This is a genomic window from Pseudomonas sp. FSO-7 (genome assembly GCF_059579345.1).
The window spans coordinates 2,400,419-2,426,311 of record NZ_CM184193.1 but is presented as its reverse complement, the minus strand read 5'-3'; the positions used below and the strand labels follow the sequence as shown (position 1 = coordinate 2,426,311).

General features: G+C 62.4%; 21 protein-coding genes. 8 read left to right on the top strand and 13 right to left on the bottom strand.

Annotated features, from left to right (window positions below):
• Complete coding sequence (locus AC515T_RS10660) at nucleotides 1-690, top strand: endonuclease (protein ID WP_496532443.1); 690 nt, start codon at nucleotides 1-3, stop codon at nucleotides 688-690.
• Between the two features lie 156 nt (nucleotides 691-846).
• Here AC515T_RS10660 and AC515T_RS10655 read toward each other — a convergent pair whose 3' ends face one another.
• A complete protein-coding gene (locus tag AC515T_RS10655; RefSeq protein WP_496532442.1) occupies nucleotides 847-1,212 on the bottom strand; it encodes an SPOR domain-containing protein in 366 nt (121 codons plus the stop codon).
• Between the two features lie 247 nt (nucleotides 1,213-1,459).
• Between AC515T_RS10655 and csrA the strand changes: the two genes are divergently transcribed.
• Nucleotides 1,460-1,654 carry a carbon storage regulator CsrA gene (gene csrA, locus AC515T_RS10650; protein WP_003179932.1) on the top strand — a complete coding sequence of 65 codons (195 nt, stop codon included), beginning with the start codon at nucleotides 1,460-1,462 and terminating at the stop codon, nucleotides 1,652-1,654.
• A gap of 193 nt (nucleotides 1,655-1,847) precedes the next feature.
• Here the strand turns inward: csrA and AC515T_RS10645 are convergent, their stop codons facing one another.
• The 3 genes from AC515T_RS10645 to AC515T_RS10635 form a co-directional block, all read right to left on the bottom strand.
• Entirely contained in the window at nucleotides 1,848-2,303 is a 456-nt protein-coding gene (locus AC515T_RS10645) for a DUF2214 family protein (RefSeq protein ID WP_496532441.1), read from the bottom strand.
• 334 nt (nucleotides 2,304-2,637) lie between these two features.
• Nucleotides 2,638-4,020 carry a cysteine--tRNA ligase gene (gene cysS / locus AC515T_RS10640; protein ID WP_496532440.1) on the bottom strand — a complete coding sequence of 461 codons (1,383 nt, stop codon included), beginning with the start codon at nucleotides 4,018-4,020 and terminating at the stop codon, nucleotides 2,638-2,640.
• A 21-nt stretch (nucleotides 4,021-4,041) separates the two neighbouring features.
• On the bottom strand, nucleotides 4,042-5,739 hold the full coding sequence (locus AC515T_RS10635) for a glutamine--tRNA ligase/YqeY domain fusion protein (RefSeq protein ID WP_496532439.1): 1,698 nt from the start codon (nucleotides 5,737-5,739) through the stop codon (nucleotides 4,042-4,044).
• A gap of 249 nt (nucleotides 5,740-5,988) precedes the next feature.
• On the opposite strand from AC515T_RS10635, the gene AC515T_RS10630 reads away from it, so the two are divergent.
• Together AC515T_RS10630 and AC515T_RS10625 are read left to right on the top strand one after the other, a co-directional pair.
• A complete protein-coding gene (locus tag AC515T_RS10630; protein WP_496533103.1) occupies nucleotides 5,989-6,492 on the top strand; it encodes a peptidylprolyl isomerase in 504 nt (167 codons plus the stop codon).
• Nucleotides 6,489-7,238: a UDP-2,3-diacylglucosamine diphosphatase gene (locus AC515T_RS10625; protein ID WP_496532438.1), complete on the top strand. Its 750-nt coding sequence runs from the start codon at nucleotides 6,489-6,491 to the stop codon at nucleotides 7,236-7,238. Before AC515T_RS10630 ends, AC515T_RS10625 begins: the two co-directional genes overlap by 4 nt.
• Nucleotides 7,239-7,410: 172 nt before the next feature.
• Here AC515T_RS10625 and AC515T_RS10620 read toward each other — a convergent pair whose 3' ends face one another.
• The 7 genes from AC515T_RS10620 to AC515T_RS10590 all read right to left on the bottom strand — a co-directional run bounded on the left by AC515T_RS10620 (nucleotide 7,411) and on the right by AC515T_RS10590 (nucleotide 18,603).
• Nucleotides 7,411-8,940, bottom strand: a complete 1,530-nt coding sequence (locus tag AC515T_RS10620; protein ID WP_496532437.1) for a DHA2 family efflux MFS transporter permease subunit — start codon at nucleotides 8,938-8,940, stop codon at nucleotides 7,411-7,413.
• A gap of 164 nt (nucleotides 8,941-9,104) precedes the next feature.
• Nucleotides 9,105-10,304, bottom strand: a complete 1,200-nt coding sequence (locus AC515T_RS10615) for an HlyD family secretion protein (protein WP_496532436.1) — start codon at nucleotides 10,302-10,304, stop codon at nucleotides 9,105-9,107.
• 15 nt (nucleotides 10,305-10,319) lie between these two features.
• Nucleotides 10,320-11,789 carry an efflux transporter outer membrane subunit gene (locus tag AC515T_RS10610; RefSeq protein WP_496532435.1) on the bottom strand — a complete coding sequence of 490 codons (1,470 nt, stop codon included), beginning with the start codon at nucleotides 11,787-11,789 and terminating at the stop codon, nucleotides 10,320-10,322.
• Nucleotides 11,786-12,259: a MarR family winged helix-turn-helix transcriptional regulator gene (locus AC515T_RS10605; RefSeq protein WP_496532434.1), complete on the bottom strand. Its 474-nt coding sequence runs from the start codon at nucleotides 12,257-12,259 to the stop codon at nucleotides 11,786-11,788. The genes AC515T_RS10610 and AC515T_RS10605 overlap by 4 nt, the downstream gene beginning before the upstream one ends.
• Before the next feature lie 226 nt (nucleotides 12,260-12,485).
• A complete protein-coding gene (locus AC515T_RS10600; protein WP_496532433.1) occupies nucleotides 12,486-16,166 on the bottom strand; it encodes a translocation/assembly module TamB domain-containing protein in 3,681 nt (1,226 codons plus the stop codon).
• A complete protein-coding gene (locus tag AC515T_RS10595) occupies nucleotides 16,163-17,887 on the bottom strand; it encodes an autotransporter assembly complex protein TamA (RefSeq protein ID WP_496532432.1) in 1,725 nt (574 codons plus the stop codon). Before AC515T_RS10595 ends, AC515T_RS10600 begins: the two co-directional genes overlap by 4 nt.
• A gap of 65 nt (nucleotides 17,888-17,952) precedes the next feature.
• Nucleotides 17,953-18,603 carry a GNAT family N-acetyltransferase gene (locus tag AC515T_RS10590; protein WP_496532431.1) on the bottom strand — a complete coding sequence of 217 codons (651 nt, stop codon included), beginning with the start codon at nucleotides 18,601-18,603 and terminating at the stop codon, nucleotides 17,953-17,955.
• Between the two features lie 177 nt (nucleotides 18,604-18,780).
• On the opposite strand from AC515T_RS10590, the gene xthA reads away from it, so the two are divergent.
• From xthA to AC515T_RS10575, 3 genes are all read left to right on the top strand, one after another.
• The gene (gene xthA, locus AC515T_RS10585; RefSeq protein WP_496532430.1) at nucleotides 18,781-19,593 is read left to right on the top strand and encodes an exodeoxyribonuclease III; all 813 of its coding nucleotides are present in this window, start codon (nucleotides 18,781-18,783) and stop codon (nucleotides 19,591-19,593) included.
• Between the two features lie 205 nt (nucleotides 19,594-19,798).
• A complete protein-coding gene (locus AC515T_RS10580) occupies nucleotides 19,799-21,133 on the top strand; it encodes a substrate-binding domain-containing protein (protein WP_496532429.1) in 1,335 nt (444 codons plus the stop codon).
• Nucleotides 21,134-21,629: 496 nt separating this feature from the next.
• Nucleotides 21,630-21,971 (top strand): DUF6124 family protein, encoded by a 342-nt coding sequence (locus AC515T_RS10575; protein ID WP_496532428.1) that lies wholly within the window; start codon nucleotides 21,630-21,632, stop codon nucleotides 21,969-21,971.
• Between the two features lie 158 nt (nucleotides 21,972-22,129).
• Here the strand turns inward: AC515T_RS10575 and AC515T_RS10570 are convergent, their stop codons facing one another.
• Entirely contained in the window at nucleotides 22,130-23,368 is a 1,239-nt protein-coding gene (locus AC515T_RS10570; protein WP_496532427.1) for a M20/M25/M40 family metallo-hydrolase, read from the bottom strand.
• An 85-nt stretch (nucleotides 23,369-23,453) separates the two neighbouring features.
• Nucleotides 23,454-24,542 (bottom strand): diguanylate cyclase, encoded by a 1,089-nt coding sequence (locus AC515T_RS10565; protein ID WP_496532426.1) that lies wholly within the window; start codon nucleotides 24,540-24,542, stop codon nucleotides 23,454-23,456.
• Nucleotides 24,543-24,839: 297 nt separating this feature from the next.
• Here AC515T_RS10565 and AC515T_RS10560 point away from each other — a divergent pair, with 297 nt between their 5' ends.
• Nucleotides 24,840-25,769, top strand: coding sequence for an alpha/beta fold hydrolase (locus AC515T_RS10560; RefSeq protein ID WP_496532425.1), 930 nt, complete (start codon nucleotides 24,840-24,842; stop codon nucleotides 25,767-25,769).
• Nucleotides 25,770-25,893 lie beyond the last annotated feature (124 nt).

The following is a 25,893-nucleotide window of genomic DNA, read 5'->3' as shown; positions in this document are numbered from 1 at the left end:
ATGAGTGTTCGCTGTTTAGCTTTTTTGCTTGTGTTCATCGCCATGGGCGCACAGGCCGGTGCCCCGCGCACCTTCAACGAAGCCAAGAAAATCGCCTGGAAACTCTACGCCCCGCAATCCACCGAGTTCTACTGTGGCTGCAAATACACCGGCAACCGCGTGAACCTGGCCGCCTGCGGTTATGTACCGCGCAAGAATGCCAGCCGTGCCGCCCGCATCGAGTGGGAGCATATCGTTCCGGCGTGGCAGATCGGCCATCAACGCCAATGCTGGCAACAAGGCGGTCGCAAGAACTGCACCCGCTACGATCCCGTCTATCAACGGGCCGAGGCCGACCTGCACAACCTGGTGCCGAGCATCGGGGAAGTGAATGGCGACCGCAGCAATTTCAGTTTCGGTTGGCTGCCGGAGCAAAGGGGTCAATACGGCTCATGCCTGACCCAGGTGGATTTCAAGGCCAAGAAGGTCATGCCCCGCCCTTCCATCCGAGGGATGATCGCCCGGACCTATTTCTACATGAGCAAGCAATATGGCCTGCGCCTGTCAAAACAGGACCGGCGCCTGTATGAAGCCTGGGACAAGACCTACCCGGTCGAAAGCTGGGAACGCCAGCGCAACCAGAGCGTGGCGTGCGTCATGGGACGTGGGAACGAGTTCGTGGGACCGGTGGACATGAAGGCCTGTGGTTGACCTCGTATTCGTGATCAGCACAAACCCACTGTGGGAGCGAGCTTGCTCGCGATAGCGGTGGGTCAGCCAACGTTGATGTTGACTGACATGTCCCTATCGCGAGCAAGTTCGCTCCCACAGGTTTTGTGGCTTGACTGATTTTTTTGTGCTGCCCGATCATTGGGCCGTCGGGTAATCCACCACCAACGTCTCGATGTTGCGTTTCTTCGCCCGGACCAGGGCGGCCGTGACCTGCTCCTGCTTGGCTTGGGCTTCAGCCTCGGAGCTGAAAGGGCCGACCAGGACACGCTCCTTGCCATTTTCCCGCACCACCGTCGACATGAAACTGTGCTCGATGAGCCAACCGGTCAGGTCGCTGACAGCCTGTGGCGTCTGGCCGCGAACCTCGACGGCCCACTGCGGCGCGGCAGCGACAGCCGGTGCGGAGGTCGCGGCGGGTTTCGGCTTCGGCGCTTCGACGTCACGTCCTTCACCGCATCCTGCCAACACCAATACCGCGATAACCCAAGCCAATTTGCGCACAACGTTTCCCCTGGAAGACATGAGGCATGGATTTTAGCACCCGTGCCCGTCAAGATCGCCGCAAACAATGCTCAAAACACGAGAATCCTGCCCGGCGTCTCTGTATAGTCGCACCCTGGGAATTAATGCTGCATCTGCACGTCAGAAAGAGGCACCCACATTGTGACACTTAGCACTAATCTATAAGCAGTACCGACATCTGCACTGTCTGAATCAGGTGCCCTATAAAGCAATCAAGGAGAACACCATGCTGATACTCACCCGCAAAGTCGGTGAAAGCATAAACATTGGTGACGACATCACGATCACCATTCTGGGCGTTAGCGGCCAGCAAGTACGGATCGGCATCAACGCCCCGAAAAACGTTGCGGTGCATCGTGAAGAGATCTATCAGCGTATTCAGGCCGGCCTGACCGCCCCCGACAAGCCGCAAACTCCCTGAACATTGCAGCAGTCCGCAGCCAGCCCGTTTGCATCGTCGCAATGGCTGGCTAAAGATTCTGGCCGACTGCGCCGCACCCTGCCCCACCCCGCCTTCTTTCGCCCCGTCCGTGAATCGATACTAATCGCATGGCGCTGAGCATGGCTGTCAGACGTTTCGTTTTAATGATGACGAAGCAGGCGTTCGCGGTCGGTCAGCCCAGGCCCACGCCGCGCGCCATGCCTGTGGCGGCGACGACCATCAAGATCAGCAACAAGGCTTCGATGTGGCTGATCCGTGCAAGTCGGCCGGCTTTTGAAGAATCAATCGCCGCCCCTTTGCCCAGCGCTATCCGCCATTTGATCAGGGCGATCATTGGTACGATTTCAAGCAACAGGATAAACAGCAGCAACGTCATCTTCAGATGAAACAGCGGTTGATGCAGGTAATAGTCCGTGCCTTTTTCGTACCCACCGAACGCTCGCACCCCACCGGTCACCAACAGCACCAGCGCCGACAGGCCCCACAGGTTGTCAGCTACCAAGACACTCCGCACCGCGTCCACACCGCCCGCCAGGCGTCGCAGTGCCGTGCCGCGCGTCAGCACCGCCCAGAATCCGAGGGCGAACGCCAGCAGATGAATTGCCGCAAGCGACCAATGAGCCAACATGGAAGACTCCTGACAGTGGGAACGTCGAATCGACCTGACAGTACTAGCTCATAAAGGAATGATTGCCAGGCTGGGCACGAAAAATTGTGGGAGAGAGCCTGCTCGCGATGGCGGTGTATCAGGCGACAAACATGTTGTCTGACACTCCGCTATCGCGAGCAAGCTCGCTCCCACAGGAATTGGAGGCGGGCAAAAAATTGGGGACTACAGCAGATCCAATGTGGGAGCGGGCTTGCTCGCGAATGCAGTGTGTCAGTCAACAAATCACTAACTGATACACCGCATTCGCGAGCAAGCCCGCTCCCACAAGGGGGATTGTGCGTGCTAAGAGGTCTTAGTCCGCCAATCGCCAGGTCGTCCCGCCCTTCCCATCTTCCAGCACCACGCCCATGGCGGTGAGCTGGTCGCGGATGCGGTCGGATTCGGCCCAGTCCTTGTTGGCCCGCGCGGTCAGGCGCGCCTGAATCAAGGCGTCGACCTCGGCGGCATCCACACGCCCCTCGGCACCGGCTTGCAGGAACTCGTCGGCCTCGAGCTGCAACACGCCCAGGACGCTGGCCAGCTCCTTCAGACGCGCCGCCAGACCGGCCGCGGCAGAGAGATCGCTCTCCCGCAGGCGATTGATCTCGCGCACCATCTCGAACAGCACCGCGCAGGCTTCCGGCGTGCCGAAGTCGTCGTTCATCACTTCGGTGAAACGCGCCACGAACGCTTCGCCACCGGCAGGCGGCACATTCGGCAAGCCTTTCAACGCATGGTAGAAACGCTCCAGGGCACCCTTGGCGTCCTTGAGGTTGTCTTCCGAGTAGTTGATGGCGCTGCGGTAGTGGCTCGACACCAGCAGATAACGAATGACTTCCGGGTGGTACTTTTCCAGCACGTCGCGGATGGTGAAGAAGTTGTTCAAGGACTTGGACATCTTCTCGCCGTTGATCCGGATCATGCCGCAATGCATCCACGCGTTGGCGTAGGTCTTGCCGGTGGCCGCTTCGCTTTGGGCGATTTCGTTTTCGTGGTGCGGGAACTCCAGGTCGCTGCCGCCGCCATGAATGTCGAACGTCTCGCCCAGGCAGCAGGTGGACATCACCGAGCATTCGATGTGCCAGCCCGGACGCCCGGCGCCCCATGGCGACTCCCAGCTCGGCTCGCCCGGCTTGGCGGCTTTCCACAATACGAAGTCCAGCGGGTCCTGTTTCGACTCGTCGACTTCGATGCGTGCGCCGATGCGCAGGTCTTCTATCTTCTTGCGCGACAGCTTGCCGTAGCCCATGAACTTGGCGACGCGGTAGTACACGTCGCCATTGCCCGGTGCGTAGGCGTAGCCCTTGTCGATCAAGGTCTGGATCATCGCCAGCATGCCCGGGATATGGTCCGTGGCACGAGGCTCCAGGTCCGGCTTGAGGATATTGAGGCGCGCCTCGTCCTCGTGCATGGCCTTGATCATGCGCTCGGTCAGCGCATCGTAAGGCTCGCCGTTTTCACGGGCACGGTTGATGATCTTGTCTTCGATGTCAGTGATGTTGCGCACATAGGTCAGGTCATAACCGCTGAAACGCAGCCAGCGGGTCACCAGGTCGAAGGCGACCATGCTGCGACCATGACCGATGTGGCAGTAGTCGTACACGGTCATGCCGCAGACGTACATGCGAACCTTGTTGCCATCCAGCGGCTTGAAGACTTCTTTGCTCTTGGTGAGCGTGTTGTAGATCGTAAGCACAGGGTTTCCCTTAAGACTTGATCACTGACCCCAGGAATCGCGCAAGGTCACGGTACGGTTGAATACCGGAGCACCGGGTTTCGAGTCCTTGATATCCGCGCAGAAGTAGCCTTCGCGCTCGAACTGGAAACGGTCTTCCGGCTGTGCGTTGCCCAGCGAAGGCTCGGCACGACAACCCGTGAGTACTTGCAGGGAGTCAGGGTTGATGTTGTCCAGGAAGCTGGCGCTGTCTTCGGCCTTCTCCGGGTTCGGCGAACGGAACAGGCGATCGTACAGGCGCACTTCGCACTCGACGCTGGCGGCGGCCGGCACCCAGTGGATCACGCCCTTGACCTTGCGACCTTCCGGGTTCTTGCCCAGGGTGTCGGGGTCATAGGAGCAACGCAGCTCGACGATGTTGCCGTCGGCGTCCTTGATGGCCTCGTCGGCGCGGATCACGTAGCTGCCACGCAGGCGCACTTCGCCGGTAGGCTCCAGGCGCTTGTAGCCTTTTGGCGGCTCTTCCATGAAGTCATCGCGATCGATGTAGATTTCCCGGGCGAACGGCAGGACACGCACGCCCATGTCTTCTTTCGGGTGGCGCGGCAGTTCGAGGTTTTCGACCTGGCCTTCCGGGTAGTTGGTGATGACGACTTTCAGCGGACGCAGCACGCACATGGCGCGCGGGGCGCTGTGATCCAGGTCGTCGCGGATGCTGAATTCCAGCATGCCGAAGTCCACCACGCCGTCGGAACGGTTGGTGCCGACCATCTCGCAGAAGTTGCGGATCGATTTTGGCGTGTAGCCGCGACGACGGAAGCCCGACAGCGTCGACATGCGTGGGTCGTCCCAACCGTTGACGTGCTTCTCGTCCACCAGTTGCTTGAGCTTGCGCTTGCTGGTGATGGTGTAGTTCAGGTTCAAGCGACTGAATTCGTACTGGCGCGGAGTGGCCGGCACGGGCAGGTGCTCGAGGAACCACTCGTACAACGGACGATGGCTTTCGAACTCCAGGGTGCAGATCGAGTGGGTGATGCCTTCGATGGCGTCCGACTGACCATGGGTGAAGTCATAGTTGGGGTAGATGCACCATTTATCGCCGGTCTGGTGGTGATGGGCGTGACGGATGCGGTACATGATCGGGTCGCGCAGGTTCATGTTCGGCGAGGCCATGTCGATCTTGGCGCGCAGCACCCGCGCGCCGTCCGGGAACTCACCGGCGCGCATGCGGGCGAACAGGTCCAGGTTCTCTTCCACGCTGCGCTCACGGAACGGGCTGTTCTTGCCCGGCTCGGTCAGGCTGCCGCGGTATTCCTTGGCCTGCTCGGGGGTCAGGTCGCACACGTAGGCGTTGCCGGACTTGATCAGTTCCACCGCCCAGTCGTGCAACTGGTCGAAATATTGCGAGGCGTAGCGCACCTCACCGGACCATTCGAACCCCAGCCACTTGACGTCGCTTTCGATCGCGTCGATGTATTCCTGGTCTTCCTTGGCCGGGTTGGTGTCGTCGAAACGCAGGTGCGTGACGCCGCCGAACTCCTGGGCCAGGCCGAAATTCACGCAGATCGACTTGGCATGGCCGATGTGCAGGTAGCCGTTGGGCTCCGGCGGGAAACGAGTGACGATCTGTGTGTGCTTACCCGAGTCCAGGTCCGCCTGGATGATCGGGCGCAGGAAATTGACCGGCACGACCGGGCCGGTCTTGGAATTCGAGGTAGGGTCGACAGTGGGCTTGCTCATAGGATCCTTGAACGTACAAGTGCGCGGCCGGGTGCGGCCTGATAAATCAAAGCCCGTATCATAGCCGATGCTGTCAAGTACCTGACAGGCCAGGCCGGCAAACGATTGAATTTAATCGACGGCCAGATGAAAAACAGCCTCGAAATTCGTGCCCGGCGCGCTAAACTGCCCAACCTGGCCGATTGCAGCCAGACCGGTTGCGGGCGTTTGAGCCCCGAAACCCACGAATTCCTTGAAAGAGTACCGACCATGAGCAAAGTCAAACTGTCCACCAACTTCGGCGACATCGTTCTGCAACTGAACGCCGAGAAAGCGCCGCTGACCGTGGCCAACTTCATCGAATACGTCAACGCCGGCCACTACGAAAACACCGTGTTCCACCGTGTCATCGGCAACTTCATGATCCAGGGCGGCGGTTTCGAGCCAGGCATGAAGGAAAAGAAAGACAAGCGCCCGAGCATCCAGAACGAAGCCGACAACGGCCTGCCGAACAAAAAGTACAGCGTCGCCATGGCCCGTACCATGGAGCCGCATTCGGCCTCCGCGCAGTTCTTCATCAACGTGGCCGACAACAGCTTCCTGAACCACAGCGCCAAGACCGTACAAGGTTGGGGCTACGCGGTGTTCGGTGAAGTGATCGAAGGCACCGACGTGGTCGACAAGATCAAGGGCGTCGCCACCACTTCCAAGGCCGGCCACCAGGACGTGCCGGCAGAAGACGTGATCATCGAGAAAGCCGAGATCATTGAGTGATATTGCTGATTTCAGATTTGCATCTGGAAGAGGAGCGCCCGGACATCACCCGGGCGTTTCTGGATTTACTCGCCACACGCGCCCGTTCGGCGCAAGCGTTGTACATTCTGGGCGACTTCTTTGAAGCCTGGATCGGCGACGATGCCATGACGCCGTTCCAGCGTTCCATCTGCCAGGCCCTGCGCGAATTGAGCGACAGCGGCACGGCCATTTTCCTGATGCACGGCAATCGCGACTTCATGCTAGGGCAGGCCTTTTGCAAAGCGGCTGGCTGCACCCTGCTCAAGGACCCAAGTGTCGTGCAGTTCAACGGCGAGCCGGTGCTGCTGATGCACGGCGACAGCCTCTGTACCCGCGACGAAGGCTACATGAAGCTGCGGCGCTGGCTGCGCAACCCGGTCACGCTGTTCATCCTGCGCCACCTGCCGCTGGGCAGCCGCCAGAAACTGGCGCGCAAACTGCGCAGCGAAAGCCGCACGCAGACACGCATGAAAGCCAATGACATCGTTGACGTCACGCCCGAAGAGATCCCGCGGATCATGCAGCAATACGGCGTGAAGACCCTGGTCCACGGCCATACCCACCGCCCCGCCATCCACAAGCTGCAACTGGGCGAGCACGCAGCGAGACGCATCGTGCTGGGGGACTGGGACAAACAAGGCTGGGCGTTGCAGGTGGATGAACAGGGGTTCGCGTTGGCGCCGTTTGGTTTTGGTAATGCGCAGTTGGCGTTGCCAAGCAACTGAAGAGTGCAGATATCCCCTGTGGGAGCAGGCCTGTTGGAGTAGGCCTGTGGGAGCAAAGCTTGCTCGCGATGAACGATGAAACGGTCTTGCAGTTGAACCGTGTCGCCTGCATCGCGAGCAAGCTTTGCTCCCACAGGCCCGCTCCCACAGTGGATTGCATTTCACTTCTGAATCAATGCCCCGCCGACGCTGGCCCCGCCTTCGCCGCAAACGGCGGTTTGGCCAGCCACACCAGCACGATCAACCCCATGAACGCCCAGCCCAGCAGCGTGAAGTAATCCACGGTGGAGAGCATGTACGCCTGGCTGTTGAGGACCTGCTCAAGCCGGGCATAGGCCGGTGGGCTCGCACCGCCAAGCTGGTTGAGCGCCTCGCGGGTAGCCGGCTCGAAGGTGCTGATGCTTTCGCTCAGGTAGGCGTGATGCTGGTCGGCCCGGCGGATCCAGATCCAGGTGGTCAACGATGCGGCAAAGCTGCCGCCCAGGGTCCGCAGGAACGTCGCCAGCCCCGCGCCGTCGGCAATCTGGTGCGGCGGCAGGTCCGACATCAGGATGCTCAGGGTCGGCATGAAGAACAGCGCCACGCCGATGCCCATGAACAATTGCACCATCGCAATGTGCTGGAAATCCACCTCGTTGGTGAACCCGGCGCGCATGAAGCAGCTCAGGCCGATGGCCAGGAACGCCAGCCCGGCCAGCAGGCGCAGGTCGAACTTGTGGGCGTACTTGCCGACGAAGGGCGACATCAGCACCGGCAGGATGCCGATGGGCGCCACCGCCAGACCGGCCCAGGTCGCGGTGTAGCCCATCTGGGTCTGCAACCACTGCGGCAGGATCAGGTTGATGCCGAAGAACCCGGCATAGCCGCCCACCAACACAATGGTGCCGATGCGGAAATTGCGATAGGCGAACAGGCGCAGGTTGACCACCGGATGGCGATCGGTCATCTCCCAGATCACGAACACCGCCAGGGCAATCAGCGAAATCACCGCGCCAATGATGATGAAATTCGATTCGAACCAGTCCAGGTCGTTGCCCTTGTCGAGGATCACCTGGAGCGCACCGACACCGATGATCAGCGTGATCAAGCCGACGTAATCCATCGGTTGGCGACTGGTGACCACCTCCCGCGCCTTGAGCTGCTGACGCACCACCATCACCGCGAAAATCCCGATGGGCACGTTGATGAAAAAAATCCACGGCCAGCTGTAGCTATCGGTGATCCAGCCGCCGAGGATCGGCCCGGCGATCGGCGCCACCACCGTGACCATCGCCAGCAACGCCAGGGCCATGCCCCGCCTGGCCGGTGGGTAGACGGCAATCAGCAAGGTCTGGGTCATCGGATACAGCGGCCCGGCCACCAGCCCCTGGACTACGCGAAAGCCAATCAACTCCGGCATCGAGGTGGAAATGCCACACAGGAACGAAGCGAGCACGAACAGCATGGTCGCCCACAAAAACAGCTTCACCTCGCCAAACCGGCGGCTGAGCCAGCCGGTGAGCGGCAGGGCGATGGCGTTGCTCACGGCAAACGAGGTAATCACCCAGGTGCCCTGCTCCGAGCTGACGCCCAGGTTGCCGGAAATGGTCGGCAAGGCGACGTTGGCAATGGTGGTGTCGAGCACTTGCATGAACGTCGCCAGCGACAGCCCGATGGTGCTGAGCAACAGGCTGGGCGGCGTGAAGGACGCGTTATTGCTCATTGCGAAATCCTATGAAGCAGAGGTGGCGAAATCCCTTAGGGCAAGACACAAACCCTGTGGGAGCGAGCTTGCTCGCGATAGCGGTGTATCAGTCACCACCGATGCTGGCTGGGCCAATGCCATCGCGAGCAAGCTCGCTCCCACAGGTTCATGCCCATAACTGACTAGCGCTGCGCGGTCTTGCTCGCCGCGGCACTGTTGTCGTGGATCAGGCGGGTGATCATCGCGTCGGCGTCGGCCAGTTGGCGGTCGTAGACCTGGGTGCTGAACGAGGCTTTTTGCGGCGGCTGTTGGGCCAGTACCGGGCCGCTCTGGTCGTGCAGGTTGACGCTGACCTGAGTCGACAGGCCGACCCGCAGCGGATGCTTGGCCAGCTCCTGGGCGTTGACATGAATGCGCACCGGCACCCGCTGGACGATCTTGATCCAGTTACCGGTGGCGTTCTGCGCCGGCAGCAAGGCAAACGCGCTGCCGGTCCCGGCGCCCAGGCTGTCGATGGTGCCGCTGTACTTCACATCGCTGCCGTACAGGTCGGCTTCGATGTCCACCGGCTGGCCGATGCGCATGTCGCGCAGTTGGGTTTCCTTGAAGTTGGCGTCGATCCACAGTTGATCCAGCGGGATCACCGCCATCAACGCCGTGCCCGGCTGCACCCGTTGGCCCAATTGCACGGTGCGCTTGGCGACATAACCGGTGACCGGTGCGATCAAGGTGCTGCGGGCGTTGGTCAGGAAGGCCTGGCGCAATTGCGCGGCGGCGGCTTGCACGTCGGGATGGGACGACACCACGGTATCGTCCACCAAGGCACTGGTGGTCTTGAGTTGTTGCCGGGCATTGGCCAGGGCGTTCTGCGCCGAGGTCAGGTCATCCCGGGCGTGGGACAGCTCTTCCTGGGAAATCGCCCCGCCGGCCGCCAGGTTCTTGCGTCGGCTGTAGTTTTCCTGGGCCTTCTGTACTTCGGCCTCTTGGGCATTGACCTGCGCCCGCATGCCATCGACGTTGCTGTACAAGCCACGCACCTGGCGCACGGTCCGGGCCAGATTGGCCTGGGCACTTTGCAGCCCGACTTCGGCGTCGTTCGGGTCGAACTGCACCAGCACCTGGCCTTCACGCACCAAATCACCATCGTCGGCACCGATGCTCACCACGGTCCCGGTGACCTGCGGAGTGATCTCCACCACGTTGCCGTTCACATAGGCATCGTCGGTGCTTTCGCTCCAGCGGCCATACAGTTCATGCCAGCCCCACACACCCAGGCCCGCGAGAATGACGATCAGCGCCAGTGCCAACAACATGACCTTGCGCTTGCGTGGGTTGCCGCTGTCTTGCGTTTGTTCGGATTGAGTCGTTTCGGCAGTCGCCATGACAAGTCCCTCGAATCAGTTGGTCGGCGTGGCAGCGGTCGGCGTGGCCGCCGCCAGGGCCTGGGCTTCGAAACCACCGCCCAGGGCCTGCATCAGTTGGATCGACAAATCGATCTGTTCGGCATTCAGGTTCGCCAGTTGGCGCTGGGCCTGGAGCAATTGCTGCTCGATGCTCAGCACGTCCAGGTAATTGCCGATGCCCGAGCCGTAGCGCTGGACCACGGTGTCGTAGGAGTTCTGTGCGATGTCGGTGGCATGTTGCTGGGCACCGATCTGGCGAGCGATGTCGCGCAACTGATTGATGGTGTCGCTGACATCGCCAAGGGCCGTGACCAGGCTCTTGTTGTACTGCGCCACCGCCAGGTCGTAATCGGCGTCCCGGGCATCCAGGTCCGCCCGCAGGCGGCCGCCGTCGAAGATTGGCAGCGACACGGTTGGCGCCACGTTGAAGAAGCGGCTGGGCGAACCGAACATCGCATCGCCGAGCAACGACTGCACTCCCGCCGCCGCGCTCAGGTTGAGGTTGGGGTAGAAGTTGGTCTTGCCGGCCTCGATGTTCTTGCTGGCCGCCTCGACCCGCCAGCGCGCCGCGACCAGGTCCGGACGGCGGCCCAGCAACTCGGCCGGCAGGTTCGACGGCAAGGCGACCGCGCTGGCTTGCAGCACGTTGGGCCGGGCGATTTCATTGCCACGGTCCGGCCCCTTGCCCAGCAATACCGCCAGGGCGATCTTGGCGCTTTGCAGGCGCTTTTCTGCGTCGATCAAGGTCGCATCGGCGCTGGCCTCCAGGCTTTCGGTCTGCTGGAACTGGTATTCGCTGTCGATCCCGGCGCTGAGGCGGCGCTTGCCCAAGTCGAGCATCTGCCGGGTGCGCTTGAGGTCTTCGGCGGCCAGATCATGAATGATGTGGGCCTGGCCCAGGTCGCTGTAGGCCCGGGCCACGTCGGCGGCCAGGGTCAGTTGCGCGGCCTGGCGATCGATCTCGGCGGCGCGGGCCTGGCCCAGGGCGGCTTCCCAGGCGGCACGCTGGCCACCCCAGAGGTCGAAGTTGTAGTTGAAGTCCACACTCAGCGAACGCAGGGTGCTGTACGCCCCGCCCTGCCCTTGCGGATCCTGGTCACGGGCCAGGCGCGAACGGCTGACGCTGCCACTGGCATCCAGGGTCGGCAGGCGCGCCGCATTGGCGGCATAGGCCGCGGCACTGGCCTGGTGGACCCGGGCGCTGGCGACTTGCATGTCCGGGCTGTCGCGAAGGGCTTCACGGATCAGGCCGTCGAGCTGCGGGTCGCCGAGGCTTTTCCACCAGTCGTTTTTCGGCCACGCGGCCGGCGACAGTGTGACCCCGGTCAGGGACTGTCCAGCCTGGAGGCTCTTGGCCTCGAGGCTGACACCTTCGGTCTTCAGGCCGCTGTAGCTGGCACAACCGGCGAGGCTCATGGCCAGCAGCACCAGGCTCAAACGGCTACGCAAGGTTTGACGTTTCATTTCTCCCCCAATCGCAACACGGTGATGGGATCACCGGCGGCGAGCAGTATTTTCTTGAGGATGTCTTCGAGGGTTTGCAGCTCCTCGCGGCTGATGGCGCCGGCTAACTGATTCATGGCGTCGGCACCAATGAACGGCAGGCGATCGGCGAGGGCCTGACCGGCTTCGGTCAGCACCAATCGCACCTGGCGCCGGTCCTCTGCCGAGCGCTGGCGGACCAGGAAACCTTTCTGCTCCAGGCGATCGAGCATTCGCGTCATCGAGCCGCTGTCCAGGGACAGGTAGCGACACAGCTCGACCGGCGTGTCGATGCCGTGCTGGGCCATGATGATCAACACCTTGAACTGCGCGGCGGTAATGCCGACGGGCTCCATGTGGGTGTCGATGATCCGGTCCTTGAGCAGCGCGGCGCGGCCGAGCAGCATGCCGAGGTGGCAATTGTGAAAGTCGTCTGGGGTGAAATGCTTCATCTGAGCACCGTTTGCTGCCTAGGCAGTGAATGTATGTCGAAATATTACTGCTTAGGCAGCAAATGTCAAACAAATAGTTAGCTTGCTACTCACAGAGATAGTGTGGGAGCTGGGCTTGCCCGCGATAGCATCACCTCGGTTCGACTGCTGGACCGAGTTGCCTATATCGCGGGCAAGCCTTGCTCCCACACAAGCTCAGCTTCCACAGGGTTTGGGGGGGAAGGGTTTAGAAATCGCGCTTGTAGAAGATATCCAGCGAGCTGGCGACGCCGCTGGCGGCTTCGAGGTAGACCTTCTTGCTGAGCTTGTAGCGCAGGGCGATGGTGTTGGCCGGTTCGAACACGCCGACGCCATAGCGCAGGCTGAGTTTTTCCGAGAGGTTGCCGCTGGCGACCACGCTGGTGGTGTTGCCGCTGCCTTGGGTGTCGAGTTGGAAATCATCGATGCCCAGGTTACTGGCCAGGCTGCTGGTCACGCCCGAACTGCCCATCAGTCCCAGGCCCAGCGCCGCCTGGGCGAGCATGTTGTTGTCCTCGCCCGTGGTGCTCAGCGGCCGGCCCAGTACCAGGTAGGATAACGCCTGCTCCTGGCTCATGGCCGGCTCCGAGAAGATTTGCGTGGTCGGTTGCTCGGCGCTGCCGCTCAAGCGAATGCCGGCGATCACGTCGTCGGTCTGGCGAATCGCTTCGATGTCCAGGTAGGGCTGGTCGATGGGCCCGGCGAACAATAGCCGTGCCCGGCGCACCGTCAGCCGTTGCCCGTAGGCCCGGTAGCGGCCGTCGTTGAGCCACAGCTCACCGCGGGTGTCCATGTTGTCGCCGATGTGCACCTGGCCCTGGACGTTGGCCGTCAGGCCGAAACCCGAGAACGCGAGCTTGTCCTGGCCAACGATCACGTCGATGTCCATCGCCATGGCTATCGGTGCCTTGCCCTCCTCGGTCTGGTGGCCGACGATCACCGTGTCATCCGACACCTTGACGGTGGACGGCGGCAGTTCGCGGACGGTGATCTCGCCTTTGGGCACCAGGACCTTGCCGGCAATGGAAAGCTGCTCGCCCTGCAGGGTGATGTTCAGGTCCGGGGCGACATCGAGCACCGCGTACGGTTCGACAGTGACCGGCAGTTGCGAGCCCTTGAGGGCCAGGTTCAGGGCCTCGCCCCAGCCGATGTTCCCGGTCAGGCTGCCCTGCCCGCTCTTGCCGCTTTTCCAGTTGCCGTCGAGCCGTACCGTTTCACCGGCGATCATCGCCCGCACCTGCAAGGCCTCGAGGCTGACTGGCAGTTCCGGGCCGGAGACTTCGCCGTCGCTGAGCACCAGGTTGCCGTTGACCTGGGGCGCGAGCAAGCCACCGGACAACGTCCCGCTACCGTTCAGGTGACCGGTGAGGGTTTCCACCATTGGCACGAACGGCCGGGCCACGGACAGGTCCAGGCCGGTCAGCCGGAACGAACCGCTCAAGGGCTTGCTCGCCGGTAGCGGGTTGATCTGCGCCTGGAGCATCAGTTCGCCGAGCTTGGCGCCGACGAAACTCAGGTCGGTGTCGATGCGCTTGGGGGTCAGGCGGCTATTGAGCGTGAGGGTCTGGTAGGGGAAGTCCAGCCATTGCGGCTTATCGCTCGCCTTATCCCGAATCCGCAAAGTACCGCCACTGGCGTCCACCAGGATCCGGCCATTCGGGCCACTGGCCGGCAGGTCCAGTTGCAGGTCCGCGTTGAGCCGACCCTGCCAGGCAAAATCCTTGGGCATCCACTGGGCCAGGCTTTCGATGGGGAATTGTTTGAGGTGATAGCGCAGCTTCGGCTCCGGCATCAGCCGCTGGTCTTCGCCACACAGGCTGGCATCAAAGGAACGCCAGCAATGGGCACCGACGTTGAGCGTACCATCGACCAGGCGCTCCAGTTTCGCCGGGGCTTGCAGGCGCCAGGCTTGTCCGCCGGCCTGCACCTTGCCGCTGGCCAGGCGCCCGCGCCAATTGCCCTGGTCGAGGGTGCCGTCGAGCGCCAGGGTCGTGTCGAGCTGCGGCCCTTGCAGGTCCAGGTTGAGTGTTTGCCGTTTGATGTCGCCCTGCCCGCTGACGGTCAGCACGCCCAACGAAGTTTCGCCGGCGCGGATGCCGCTGGCCTTGAGGTCGAGCTTGCCGCGCTGGGCGCTGTCGAGGGTCGCGTCCAGGTTCAGGCTTTGCAGGCGATTGTCCTGGAACGCCAGTTGCGTGCCTTGCAGGCCGAGCTTGCCTTGGGGCGCCTTGAGCGTGCCGGCCATGTCGACCCGGCCGACGACCTGGCCGCGCAATTGCGGCCAGAGCTGGGCCAGGCGGGCGAGCTTGATGTCGATCTGGCCGGTCAGTTTCTGTTGCAGGCTGCCGGTGCCGTTGATGCGGTTATCCCCCAGGCGGATGTCCAGCGCGCTGAGGTTCCACTGCTCGCCGGCGCCGCTGGCCTTGGCCTGGAACAACGCCGGTTGGCCGCGCAGCTTGCCCTTGAGATCCAGCTCCGCGTCGAGGTCGAGGCGCTCGTTCTTCATCGCCCCTTTGCTGCGCAACGGCCCGGCCAGCGTCCCGGGCAGCTCGCCGACCCAGTACGCCGGGTTGATAGCCGACAGTTGCAGCGCCGTGTCCCAGGCAATGCCGTCGGCAAATTGCAGGCTCAGGTGCCCTTCGGCCTTGCCCTGCCCCGCAGCGAGCTTGAGCTGCGGCAGGTGGATTTGCGTCAGGTCGCCGCTGAACGGGCTGTCCAGGCTAAAGGCCCCGGCGGGTCCGTCCAGCGCGGCCTGGAAGTTGCCCAGGTAGTTGCCATCGGTGTACGAGACTTCGCCGTTGAAGCTGCGCAACGCCACCTGCGGCTCGTCGATCAATGGATACAGGCGATGCCAGGGGAAATCCAGCCAGGCGACTTTCGCCTCGGCGCTCAGGCCGTCGCGCCAGTCCACCTGCCCGCTGAGTTTCAGGCTTTGCTGATTGCCGGCGTCCAGATCCAGGCCGGCGATCCGGGCGCCATTGGCGTCCACGGTGCCTTGCAGCAGCAACGCCACTGGCCCCTTTTCGGCGGGCAATGTCGCCTTGCCGAGCAATTGATAACCCTTCTTCAGATCGCCTTCGCCGGTCAATTCCAGCTGATTGAGCAACAGCGTGTCCGGCAGATCGGCGCTGGCCTTGAAGCCGTCGGCAGTGATGCGCACCTTGGCGGGCAGGTTGTCCGCCAGCGGTTGCAGCTCGCCGGTCAACTGGCCTTGCAGGTAACCGCTGCTGTCGGCCTTGAGGTTGAGGGTCTTGAGCAGGTTGCCGTCGACTTTCAGGTCCAGGGCCCAGGGCGTGGCGCCCGGTGCCGGCAAGGTCAACCGGCCTTCGGCATTCAACGGCCAGTCGCCGCCGGGCTTGAGCAAGCCGGACAGCTTCAGGCCCAGTTCGTCGCGCTGCAATTGCACCGAGTCGATCCGCAGGCCCTCGGCGGTCCAATGGGCAACCAATTGCAGGCCCTTGAGTTGCTCGCTGCCGTTGAACGACAGGCTGCCGACGTGCACATCGCCCAGTTCGATGGCGAGCGGCAAGTCCAGGTCCGGCAAGCTGATGGGGCCGCTGCTCGGCTCATCGGCCGAGGCGGGCAACTGCAACGCAACCTGGTCGGCCTTGAGCTGTTCGATGCACAGGGTCATCCGCGCCAGGCACAACGGCGACCAGGCGAATATCAGCCGATCCAATTCCACCCGACTGTCGCCCTGCTGCCACAGCAGGTGATCGGCGCCCCACTGCCCGCCCAGCCGGCCCTGGAAATTCTCCACGGTCAGCCCCGGCACCAGGCCGAGGGCCCAGCGGCTGCCAAAGGCCGTGCCCAACACGACGCTCAAGGCCAGCACGAGCGCCAGCAGCCCCCCGGCGAGTGCCAGCAGCGTTATCTTCACACCACGCTTCACAGCTCAGGCCCCATGGAAAAGTGCAATCGAATGCCGCCTTCATCGTCCATCGCATGGGCCAGGTCGAGGCGGATCGGCCCCACCGGCGACACCCAGCGCACGCCGACACCTACGCCGGTCTTCAAGCTCGGCAGCTCAAGGCTGTTAAAGGAGTTGCCCTGGTCGACGAACGTCGCCACCCGCCATTTTTCCGCGACGGAATATTGGTACTCAAGGCTGCCGGCGACCATGTAACGTCCGCCGATACGGTCGCCCTCGGAGTTTTCCGGCGACAGGCTCTGGTAGTCGTAACCCCGCACACTCTGGTCGCCACCGGCGAAAAAGCGCAGGGACGGCGGGATGGATTTGTAGCCATTGGTGGCGCTGCCGCCGATCTGCGCCCGAGCCAGCAGGCGATGTTTGTCGAACACCGTGGTCAGGCCCTTGACCATGGCGGTGCCGTACACCAGGTTGTTGTCCGAACCCAGCCCTTCCTTGGCGACCTTGGTGTCGAACTGCAAACGGTAGCCGTTGTGCGGGTCGATGCGGTTGTCGCTGCGCAGGTAGGAATAACTCACGCCCGGCATCAACAGCGTGCTCAGCCCCGCATCGTCGCCGAGGCGATACTCCTCGCGCTGCCACTTGAGCGACACCACCCGCTGCCAGCCACTGGGCAACTTGCTGTGCCATTCCGGGCCCACGGTGAGCAGTTTGCTGAGGCTGTCGGTGCCGGCCAGTTCTTCATATTGATAACCGCCGGCGTAGCGCATCTTGTCGGTCAGCGGCGGGTCCAGCGGCACGTCGTACCACAGGCCGACGTTCTGCCGGGGCGCCGACACTTCCGCTTCCCAGCCATAGCTGTGGCCCTGGGGGTTGACCCAATGGCGTGTCCAGTTGGCTTTGGCCCGGGGGCCGACGTCGGTGGAAAAGCCCAGGCCCAGGCCCATGGTGCGCGGCTTGCGCGTGTCGAGCTTGACCGCCACCGGGATCACATTGTTGGTGGCGGCGGTGGGGGCCGCATCCACCCGAACGCCTTCAAAATAGCCGCTCGATTGCAAGGCCTGGTTGAGCTCGGCAATCAGCTCGGAGTCGTAGGGCACGCCCGCCTTGAACGGCACCATGCGGCGCAGCAGGTCCTCGTCGAACGGCGTGTCGCCCTCGAAGCTGACCGGGCCCAAGGCATAGCGCGGGCCACTGTCGTAGACCAGCTCGATGTCGGCGATGCCCGCCTGGGGGTCCACCAAAAGTTTCTGCTGGGTGAAGCGCCCGCTGAAAAAACCATAGCGCGAGGCCTGGTTCTGGATCACCCGCTTGGCGTCTTCATAGCGACCATGGTTGAGCACCGCGCCGGGCTTCAGCGCGGCGTTGGGTACGCGAAAAGCCTTGAGCGACGCCGCCGGCCCATCGATGCGCACGGTGACGTTACGCAGGTGCACCGGTTCGCCGGGGTCAATGGTCAGCACCAGGCGTGGGTCCTTGCCGTCCTTGACCTCGCTGTCGATTTGCGGCTGGTAATAGCCCAACGCCTGGGCGGCCTTGCGCGCCTGTTCCTCGGCGCCGCGACTGAAGCGCAGCAAGGCCTCCTCGTCACGATCCCCCAAGCCACCGATGTAACCTTCTACGTTGGCCTTGAGTTCATCATTGGACGGCTGGACGCGTACTTCCAATTCACTGTTTGCCAGTGCCGCGCAGCTGAGGGACAGCAAGAGCGCGCCACGGGTCATTCTTCCTGGGAGGTTCATGGCGCGGATGCTATCACGAGCGTAGGTGCCTGATAGAGCCAGACATTTCCTAAAAGTTCGCCCGACTATGCCGTTGCGCTTTGCAGAATCTGCGGGTTGGCGTGGAAGAACACATGCTCACGGACCGGTCCTACCGCAACCTCACCGATTTCCTCGTACCCCTGGCGTTTATAGAACTCCAGGTAACGCGGGTTGCCGGTGTCCAGCACCACCCCTTGGGAATGCTCGTCCACCGCACACCAGTTATGGACCGCTTCGAGCAATTGCTCGCCGAAATGCTTGCCCTGGAACTGTGGGTGCACCCCCAGCAGCGGCAATACATGGACCGAATCGGACGGCAGGCAGGCCAGCACCGCCGCGTGGTACTCCAGATAGCGCCGGGTGCAGCGAAAACCGGTGCTCAAGACCATGCGCAAGCGCCAGGCCCAACTTTCGGTAATGCCCAAGCGCCGCTGTGGCGGGGCGATCAGCGCGATGCCAATCAGGCGGTCGTTGACCAGAAGGCCGATGGCCGGCAGGTCCTGGAGAAAATGCTGCTTGACCAGCTCACGCACCGTAGCCCGCACCCGCTGTTCATAACCGGGACGCTCGGATTCGAACAGGTAGCTGAAGGTCGGCTCATGGCGATAGGCCTGGTACAGCAACGAACGGGCTTCACGGGAATAACCACTGTCGAGCATATGGACGTCGGCGATGGCGGTTGCAGTTTCAGGCATGGTGTTGGATCTCCTGGGGCGAGGCTCGGTGAGGCCCTGCTCTTATTGAGTACGAACCCGAGAGGGTCGTGATCGTTCCTACATGCAAAGGACATTAGCAGCGCATTTGTCCTACTGCCACGCTGGCTCCCTTCCCACATGTCAGCTAGCATCGCAGTTTTGCCAGGACAGCCGACCATGAAGATCGTCTCCTTCAACATCAATGGGCTGCGCGCCCGCCCCCATCAGCTGGCGGCGCTGATCGAGAAGCACCAGCCGGATGTGATCGGGCTGCAGGAAACCAAGGTTCACGACGAGCAATTCCCCCTGGCCGAGGTGCAGGCCCTGGGTTACCACGTGCATTACCACGGGCAAAAAGGCCACTACGGCGTCGCCCTGCTCTCCCGCCAAGCGCCGCTGAGTGTGTACAAAGGCTTCGAAGGTGACGACGAAGACGCCCAGCGGCGCTTCATCTGGGGCACCTTCGCCGATGCCAACGGCGTGCCGGTGACCATCATGAACGGTTACTTCCCACAGGGTGAAAGCCGCGACCACCCGACCAAATTCCCGGCCAAGGAGCGTTTCTACAGCGATTTGCAGCACCTGCTGGAAAACCGCTTCAGCAACGACCAACCGGTGGTGGTGATGGGCGACGTGAACATTTCCCCGGAAGACTGCGACATCGGCATCGGCCCAGACAACATGAAGCGCTGGCTGAAGACCGGCAAGTGCAGCTTCCTGCCGGAAGAGCGCGAATGGATGGCCCGCCTGAAGAACTGGGGCCTGGTGGACAGCTTCCGCCACCTGAACCCGGACGTCACCGACCGCTTCAGCTGGTTCGACTACCGCAGCCGCGGGTTCGAAGACGAGCCCAAGCGCGGCCTGCGCATCGACCTGATCCTCACCTCCCACGGCCTGCTGCCACGGGTCAAGGACGCTGGCGTGGACTATGAGCTGCGAGGCATGGAAAAACCATCGGACCATGCGCCGATCTGGTTGCAACTGAGCTGATCCAAGCCATATACAACTCCCCCTGTGGGAGCGAGCTTGCTCGCGATAGCGGTCCAACCGTCACATTGACCTTGAATGTGCCGCCGTCATCGCGAGCAAGCTCGCTCCCACAGTGGATTTCGGTGCCCCGTCGCACCTCTGTCACCTTTCAGTAACCTGACTGACTTAATCTTCCGGCACTTCCTCGGGTTCAGAAGGTGCCGGCATGCGGCTGTGGGTTGTGGTTTTCATGGGCCTCTGGCTGCCGTTCGTGGCGTGGGCCGGCAATTTGCCCATTCCCGAACAGGGCCCAGCCTTGCGCCTCCAGGGCTCCAATACCATCGGCGCGGCGCTGGGGCCGGCCCTGGTCAGGGGCTTGATGGAGGATCAGGGCCTGCGCAGGGTCAGCAGCGAAATCACCGGGCGCGACAACGAGCAACGCATCGTCGGCCAGACTGCCGATGGCCGGCGGGTGGAAGTCGACATCGCGGCCCACGGCTCCAGCACCGGTTTCGCCGCCCTCAAGCAGGCCAGCGCCGACCTGGCGGCCTCTTCCCGACCAATCAAAGACAGCGAACTAAAAGAATTGGCGTCCCTGGGCGACCTGAAAAGTCCTGCCGCCGAGCAGGTCATCGCCATCGATGGCCTGGCGATCATCCTTCATCCCCACAACCCGCTGCAGCAACTCGATACCGTGCAACTGGCGCGGATATTCAGTGGCGAGGCGAAAACCTGGGAGGCCGTCGGCGGGACGGGCGGGCCGATTCATTTGTATGCCCGGGATGAACAGTCCGGCACCTACGACACCTTCAAGGAACTGGTCCTCAACCGACAGGGAAAACGCCTGGATCCTACCGCGCGGCGCTTCGAATCCAGCGAACAATTGTCCGACGCTGTCAGCCAGGACCCGCAAGGCATTGGTTTCATCGGTTTGCCCTACGTGCGTCAAGCCAAGGCGCTGGCCATTGTCGACGGCGCTTCCCAACCCATGCTGCCGCTCAACCACCTGATCGCCACCGAGGACTACCCACTCTCCCGGCGGCTGTTCTTCTATTTGCCTCCCTGGGGCACCAACCCGTGGGCCGAGGCATTGGTGGCGTTCACCCAAAGCGACAAAGGCCAGGCCATCGTCGCGGCCAACGGGTTTATCGCCCAGACCGTCCAGGCCATGGCTGTCACGCCGAATGCATTGATGCCCGAGGGTTACCAGGCCCTGAGCCGCCACGCCCAACGCCTGACCGTGAATTTCCGCTTCGAAGAAGGCAGCGCCAGCCTGGACAACAAGGCCCACCAGGACCTGGGCCGTGTGCTCGACTATATAAAGCAGCACGGCAAAACCGATCGACGCGTAACGCTGGTGGGTTTTGGTGACGCCAAGGACGACCCGGCGCGGGCCGACCTGTTGTCCAAACTGCGGGCCATGGCGGTGCGGCGGGAGCTGGTCAAATACGGTGTGGCGCTGCGGGAAGTGCGAGGGTTCGGCGCTTTGATGCCGGTGGCGGCCAACAGCGAGGATGAGGGTCGGGTTCGGAATCGGCGGGTGGAGGTTTGGGTTTACTAGCAACGCCGCCATCAAAAGACGAACCCGCTTTTTGTGGCGAGGGAGCTTGCTCCCGCTGGGTGGCGCAGCCGCCCCAAATGGCCTGACGCGGTTTTCCAGCGACACCTCGCCAGCCGGTTTTACGACTGCTGCGCAGCCGAGCGGGAGCAAGCTCCCTCGCCACAAAAGCCTGGATGTTTATCGCATTAGCCTCGGCGTAAGACCGAACTGCTTCACCTTGCGCCATTGCCTACAACTACGCCAGAATCCGCCGGCTTGTGCGCCTGGAGGCCCGGCTCTATCGTTTTCCGGTCGCTGACAGATCAGCGATCGGGTTTGGTAGCCCGGGTAAAACTAAGGCGCACAGCTCCGGCATATTTATTATGGCGGCTGTGCGCGGGGCGCCCTTGTGGCGCGCTGGGTTTGCCTTGGTACCCGGTCTACCAACCTGCGTATAGCCGCCACCTAATGTTTGGTAGCAAAAGGTTGCGGCTCCAATAACCAAGGAGTTTCATCCATGTTCAAGCCAACACCGAACCCACCGGATAGCGATCCAACATCAAAAGCGTTCGACAAAGCCGCCGACCGCATCCTGGACCACTACCTCAAGCCCAAACCCACCAAACCCGAGGCTGATCCCGGCCAACTCTTCACGGTCGTCAACGGTGTCGACACCGAATCCCTGCTCGCCAACCTCAGCGAAAACCTGGCCTCGGCCAACGCCATGCTCAGCGACCTGGCCTTCGACCTGGAAGGCTCAAGGCGCCACATTGCCCTGGGCATCCACCAATTGATCGAGTTGAGTGGACAGCTGGCAAACCGGGCGCTGGACAACGTCGAAGCGCGCCCTTCGACATAGCGCATCCCCCTGTGGCGAGGGAGCTTGCTCCCGCTGGGCCGCGAAGCGGCCCCAAGCATTTTGTAGTGAACCAAAAAACTTGGGCCTGCTGCGCAGTCCAGCGGGAGCAAGCTCCCTCGCCACAAGAGCCTGTCTGTCATGACGGAACGGGCGGCCTGTTACCGCCCCGCCAACTCCATGATCATCCGCGACAACAGATAAATCCGCGGCACCACGCTCTCGACTTCGGCGTATTCCTGCGGCGTATGAATGTTGCCGCCGACAATGCCAAACCCATCCAGCGTCGGCGTACCTACCCCGGCTGACAGGCTGGCGTCCGCCGCCCCGCCGCTGCCTTCTTCGGTGAGTTTGCGCCCCAGTTCGCCATAGATGCCCTGGGCCATGGCCATCAGCCGGTCCGACTCCGCCGTCTGCGGCATGGGTGGCAGGCCGCGCTTGAGGCTGGTGGTGACTTCGGTGTCGGCGATCAACTTGTCCTGCGACACCCGGGCCAGGTCTTTTTCGATGCGGTCGAATTCTTCCGGCACCGCCGCCCGCACATCGGCCTTGGCGCTCGCCTGATCGGGGATCACGTTGGTCCGGTCGCCAGCCTTGAGCACCGTGAAGTTGATGGTGGTTTTCTTATCCGCATCGCCGAGCTTGCCCAATTGCAGAATCTGGTGCGCGGCTTCCATCGCCGCATTGCGCCCCAGTTCCGGCGCGACGCCGGCGTGAGACGCCTTGCCCTTGACCTCCACCAGCGCCGTGGCACTGCCCTTGCGCCACACCACCAGACCGTCGGCCGGGCGACCCGGTTCGAGGTTGAGGGTTACGTCATGGGCCTTGGCGGTTTTCTTGATCAGGTCGGTGGCCACGTCCGAGCCAGTTTCCTCGCTGGCGTCGAGCAGGAAGGTGATTTGCGCGTAGTGCTTGAAATCGAGGTTCTTGAGGATTTTCAAGGCGTAGATCCCGGCGACGATGCCACCCTTGTCGTCCATCACCCCCGGCCCGTAGGCGCGGCCATCCTTGATGTGGAAGGGACGTTCGGCGGCCGAGCCCTCCTTGAACACCGTGTCCATGTGGGCCATCAGCAGGATTTTCGCTTTACCGGTGCCCTTGAGGGTCGCCAGGATGTGCTGGGTTCCGTCCGAGTTCGGCACCCGCTCGATGGTCGCGCCCAACTTTTTCAATTCGTCGATGGCAATGTCGCCGACCTGGGTCAGCCCCGGCACATACCCGGAGCCGGAGTCGATATTCACCAGCCGCTCCAGCAACTTCAGGGCTTCGTCCTTGTACTGCTGCGCATCGGTCAGGATTTGTTGATGGGGTTGCGCCAAAGCTATGGGGGTGAAGGCGCACAGGGCCAGGCTCAGGCCGAGACTGACGGCCAGACGGGAGCGAACAGCGGTCATCGTCATGATTTCATCCTTGTTCCGTATCGAGGGAGTGCCATGGGCACCCTACCCGACAATCGAGCAAGGCTCTAGACAGCAGGTGGCCATCTCACAGGGAAACGACCGATTCCTCCAACACCTGCCGATTCCGGTAACACGTGACCCGGTTGCGTCCGCCGGCCTTGGCGTCGTAAAGCGCCTGGTCGGCATCATTGAGCCAATGGGTCGCATCGCCATAGGCCGGGTTGAAGGCCGCCAGGCCAATACTCAGGCTCGCCTTCAACGTCGGGTTCTGTTCGTAGCCGAGCATCGCGAAGCGCTCACGCAAGCCGTCCATGGCCCGTACGGCATTGGCCAGCGTCAGGTCCGGCAGAATCACACAGAACTCATCGCCGCCATAACGCCCGACCACGTCGGCGGCCCGCAGGTTCTGATTGAGGAGCTTGCCAAGTTGACGCAGCACGATGTCACCCGCCACATGGCCATAGGTGTCATTGATGGCTTTGAAATGATCGATGTCGATCAGCGCAAGTGCGCCGCGCCCTGCCCCGTCATTCGGGTCACGCAGGCAGCGCTGGAACTCCTCGTTGAGACGATCTTTCCAGGCGCCATGGTTAAGCAACCCGGTCAGGCTGTCGGTACGACTCAGGGCCAGCAACTCGCGCTTTTGCCGGCCCAGGATGTAGGCCTGGCGATAGCAGAACCAACCCAGTGCCATCGGATACAGACACAGCAGCGGCAGACAGGCGTAGATCTGCGCCGGGCTGGTCATGGGCACGCTGCTGGTCAGCGGGAAGATCAGCACACTCACGACAATGCCTGTCACCTGGGCCAGCACCCCGATCAGCAGAAAGCGCAGGCCGCCGATGGCCACGTTGTTCATCGCCATCATCGCCAGCGTGACGGCCGTGGGCAGCGGGTTGAACTGCATCGCCGCGACCCAGAAGCCACCGAGCGCCGCATCGATCAATAAATTGAGGTGTTCTGTGCGGTACGGCCTCGAGCAATGCCGGCCCCACCAGTAGGCCAAATGTGGCCAGAGCAAGCCATTGAACAACATGAAACCCCAGATCCACGGCGCCGGTTCGAGGGGAAAGACAGCAGCACCCACCAACAGCAACCCCAGCGTCAGGCCCAGAATGCGCGATATATAGAGCCTCCTGGCCAGCGTCCGTCCCTTTTTTCCCGTTTTTTGCATAGAAGCCTCTGCACCGCGGGTTTCCCAAGTCATTGGGACGGGGGGTTGCCTGGAGTCTATCAGGGCGGCATCAAATAGCCACTACTGAATGCAGGGGTATTTATTCTCCTTCAAATGCAGCGCCCAGCCGCAGATTTTGGCTATACATGACTCATCCGGCGACTGTCATAGTTGGTATCAAAGCAAAAACGGCCATGTCATCGCGATGTGCTCGGGTTTCAGCTTCACTTAACACTGTCTGACCCGTCGGCTCAGACTGGCCGATCACATTCTGACCTGACCCATGGAGGGCAAAACATGCTGGTGTTGTGGGTAGTCCTTGCTGTGTTTATCGCCTGGAGCTGGTTGACGTATCCAGGCATCGGCCATGTGCTGTACGACATGGGCATGGCGCTGGAGGCACGTCTCTACAGGTTGCACAAGATCACTGTCCCTATCGGCGAGATGACCGTGTCAACCTGGCAAGGCGGGCCCTATGAAGCGTCCGGCAGCATCCTGATGCTGCATGGCTACAGCGCTGACAAGAATCTCTGGCTACGCTTTGCCCGGCACTTTGTCGGCGACTACCGGGTGGTGGTGCCCGACCTGGCCGGCCATGGCGAAACCGGCTTCAAGGCTGGCGGCGGCTATGACATCCCAACCCAGGCCCGGCGAGTGATCGAGCTGCTCGACGCCTGTGGCCTGGACAAGGTCCATGTGATCGGCAATTCCATGGGCGGTTACCTCGCTGCGTGGCTGGCGGCCACGTCGCCCGAGCGCGTGCTGACCCTGGCGCTGATCGACCCGGCCGGTGTCACCGCCCCCCAGGCCAGCGATATGGAACGCCACCTGGCCGCCGGGCATAACCCGTTCCTCGTCGATTCGCGGGCTGATTTCGCGCCGTTCTACGCAATGACCATGGCCTCCCCGCCCTGGGTGCCCAGCGTGGTGCTGGCGGCAATGGCCGAACGTTACGAACGGCGCCGCGATGAACTGGCGGAGATCTTCGTCGACTTTCGCGCCAGCCCGCCGATGGAGCCGCGCCTGGCCGACATCCGCGCCCCGTCGCTGCTACTCTGGGGCCGCAAGGACCGGCTGATCGACGTCAGCAGCGTGCCGGTGTGGAGCAAGGGCATCGCCGACTTGCGGGTGGAAATCTGGGACGGTATCGGCCACATGCCCATGGTTGAACGACCGGGGAAAACCGCGGCGCTGTACCGGGAGTTTCTCAAGGGGTTGGGGCAGTGACCGCGATGTATAAAACAACATGAACCCAGTGTAGGAGCGAGCTTGCTCGCGATAGCGGCGACACATTCAACACTGATGCAAGCTGACCCACCGCCATCGCGAGCAAGCTCGCTCCCACAAGAAT

Coding starts and splice junctions, on each gene's coding strand:
- AC515T_RS10660 (WP_496532443.1), top strand. CDS start 1: ATGAGTGTTCGCTGTTTAGCTTTTTTGCTTGTGTTCATCGCCATGGGC.
- csrA (WP_003179932.1), top strand. CDS start 1,460: ATGCTGATACTCACCCGCAAAGTCGGTGAAAGCATAAACATTGGTGAC.
- AC515T_RS10645 (WP_496532441.1), bottom strand. CDS start 2,303: ATGTTGGCTCATTGGTCGCTTGCGGCAATTCATCTGCTGGCGTTCGCC.
- AC515T_RS10635 (WP_496532439.1), bottom strand. CDS start 5,739: ATGAGCAAGCCCACTGTCGACCCTACCTCGAATTCCAAGACCGGCCCG.
- AC515T_RS10630 (WP_496533103.1), top strand. CDS start 5,989: ATGAGCAAAGTCAAACTGTCCACCAACTTCGGCGACATCGTTCTGCAA.
- AC515T_RS10620 (WP_496532437.1), bottom strand. CDS start 8,940: ATGAGCAATAACGCGTCCTTCACGCCGCCCAGCCTGTTGCTCAGCACC.
- AC515T_RS10615 (WP_496532436.1), bottom strand. CDS start 10,304: ATGGCGACTGCCGAAACGACTCAATCCGAACAAACGCAAGACAGCGGC.
- AC515T_RS10610 (WP_496532435.1), bottom strand. CDS start 11,789: ATGAAACGTCAAACCTTGCGTAGCCGTTTGAGCCTGGTGCTGCTGGCC.
- AC515T_RS10605 (WP_496532434.1), bottom strand. CDS start 12,259: ATGAAGCATTTCACCCCAGACGACTTTCACAATTGCCACCTCGGCATG.
- AC515T_RS10595 (WP_496532432.1), bottom strand. CDS start 17,887: ATGAACCTCCCAGGAAGAATGACCCGTGGCGCGCTCTTGCTGTCCCTC.
- AC515T_RS10590 (WP_496532431.1), bottom strand. CDS start 18,603: ATGCCTGAAACTGCAACCGCCATCGCCGACGTCCATATGCTCGACAGT.
- xthA (WP_496532430.1), top strand. CDS start 18,781: ATGAAGATCGTCTCCTTCAACATCAATGGGCTGCGCGCCCGCCCCCAT.
- AC515T_RS10580 (WP_496532429.1), top strand. CDS start 19,799: ATGCGGCTGTGGGTTGTGGTTTTCATGGGCCTCTGGCTGCCGTTCGTG.
- AC515T_RS10575 (WP_496532428.1), top strand. CDS start 21,630: ATGTTCAAGCCAACACCGAACCCACCGGATAGCGATCCAACATCAAAA.
- AC515T_RS10570 (WP_496532427.1), bottom strand. CDS start 23,368: ATGACGATGACCGCTGTTCGCTCCCGTCTGGCCGTCAGTCTCGGCCTG.
- AC515T_RS10565 (WP_496532426.1), bottom strand. CDS start 24,542: ATGCAAAAAACGGGAAAAAAGGGACGGACGCTGGCCAGGAGGCTCTAT.
- AC515T_RS10560 (WP_496532425.1), top strand. CDS start 24,840: ATGCTGGTGTTGTGGGTAGTCCTTGCTGTGTTTATCGCCTGGAGCTGG.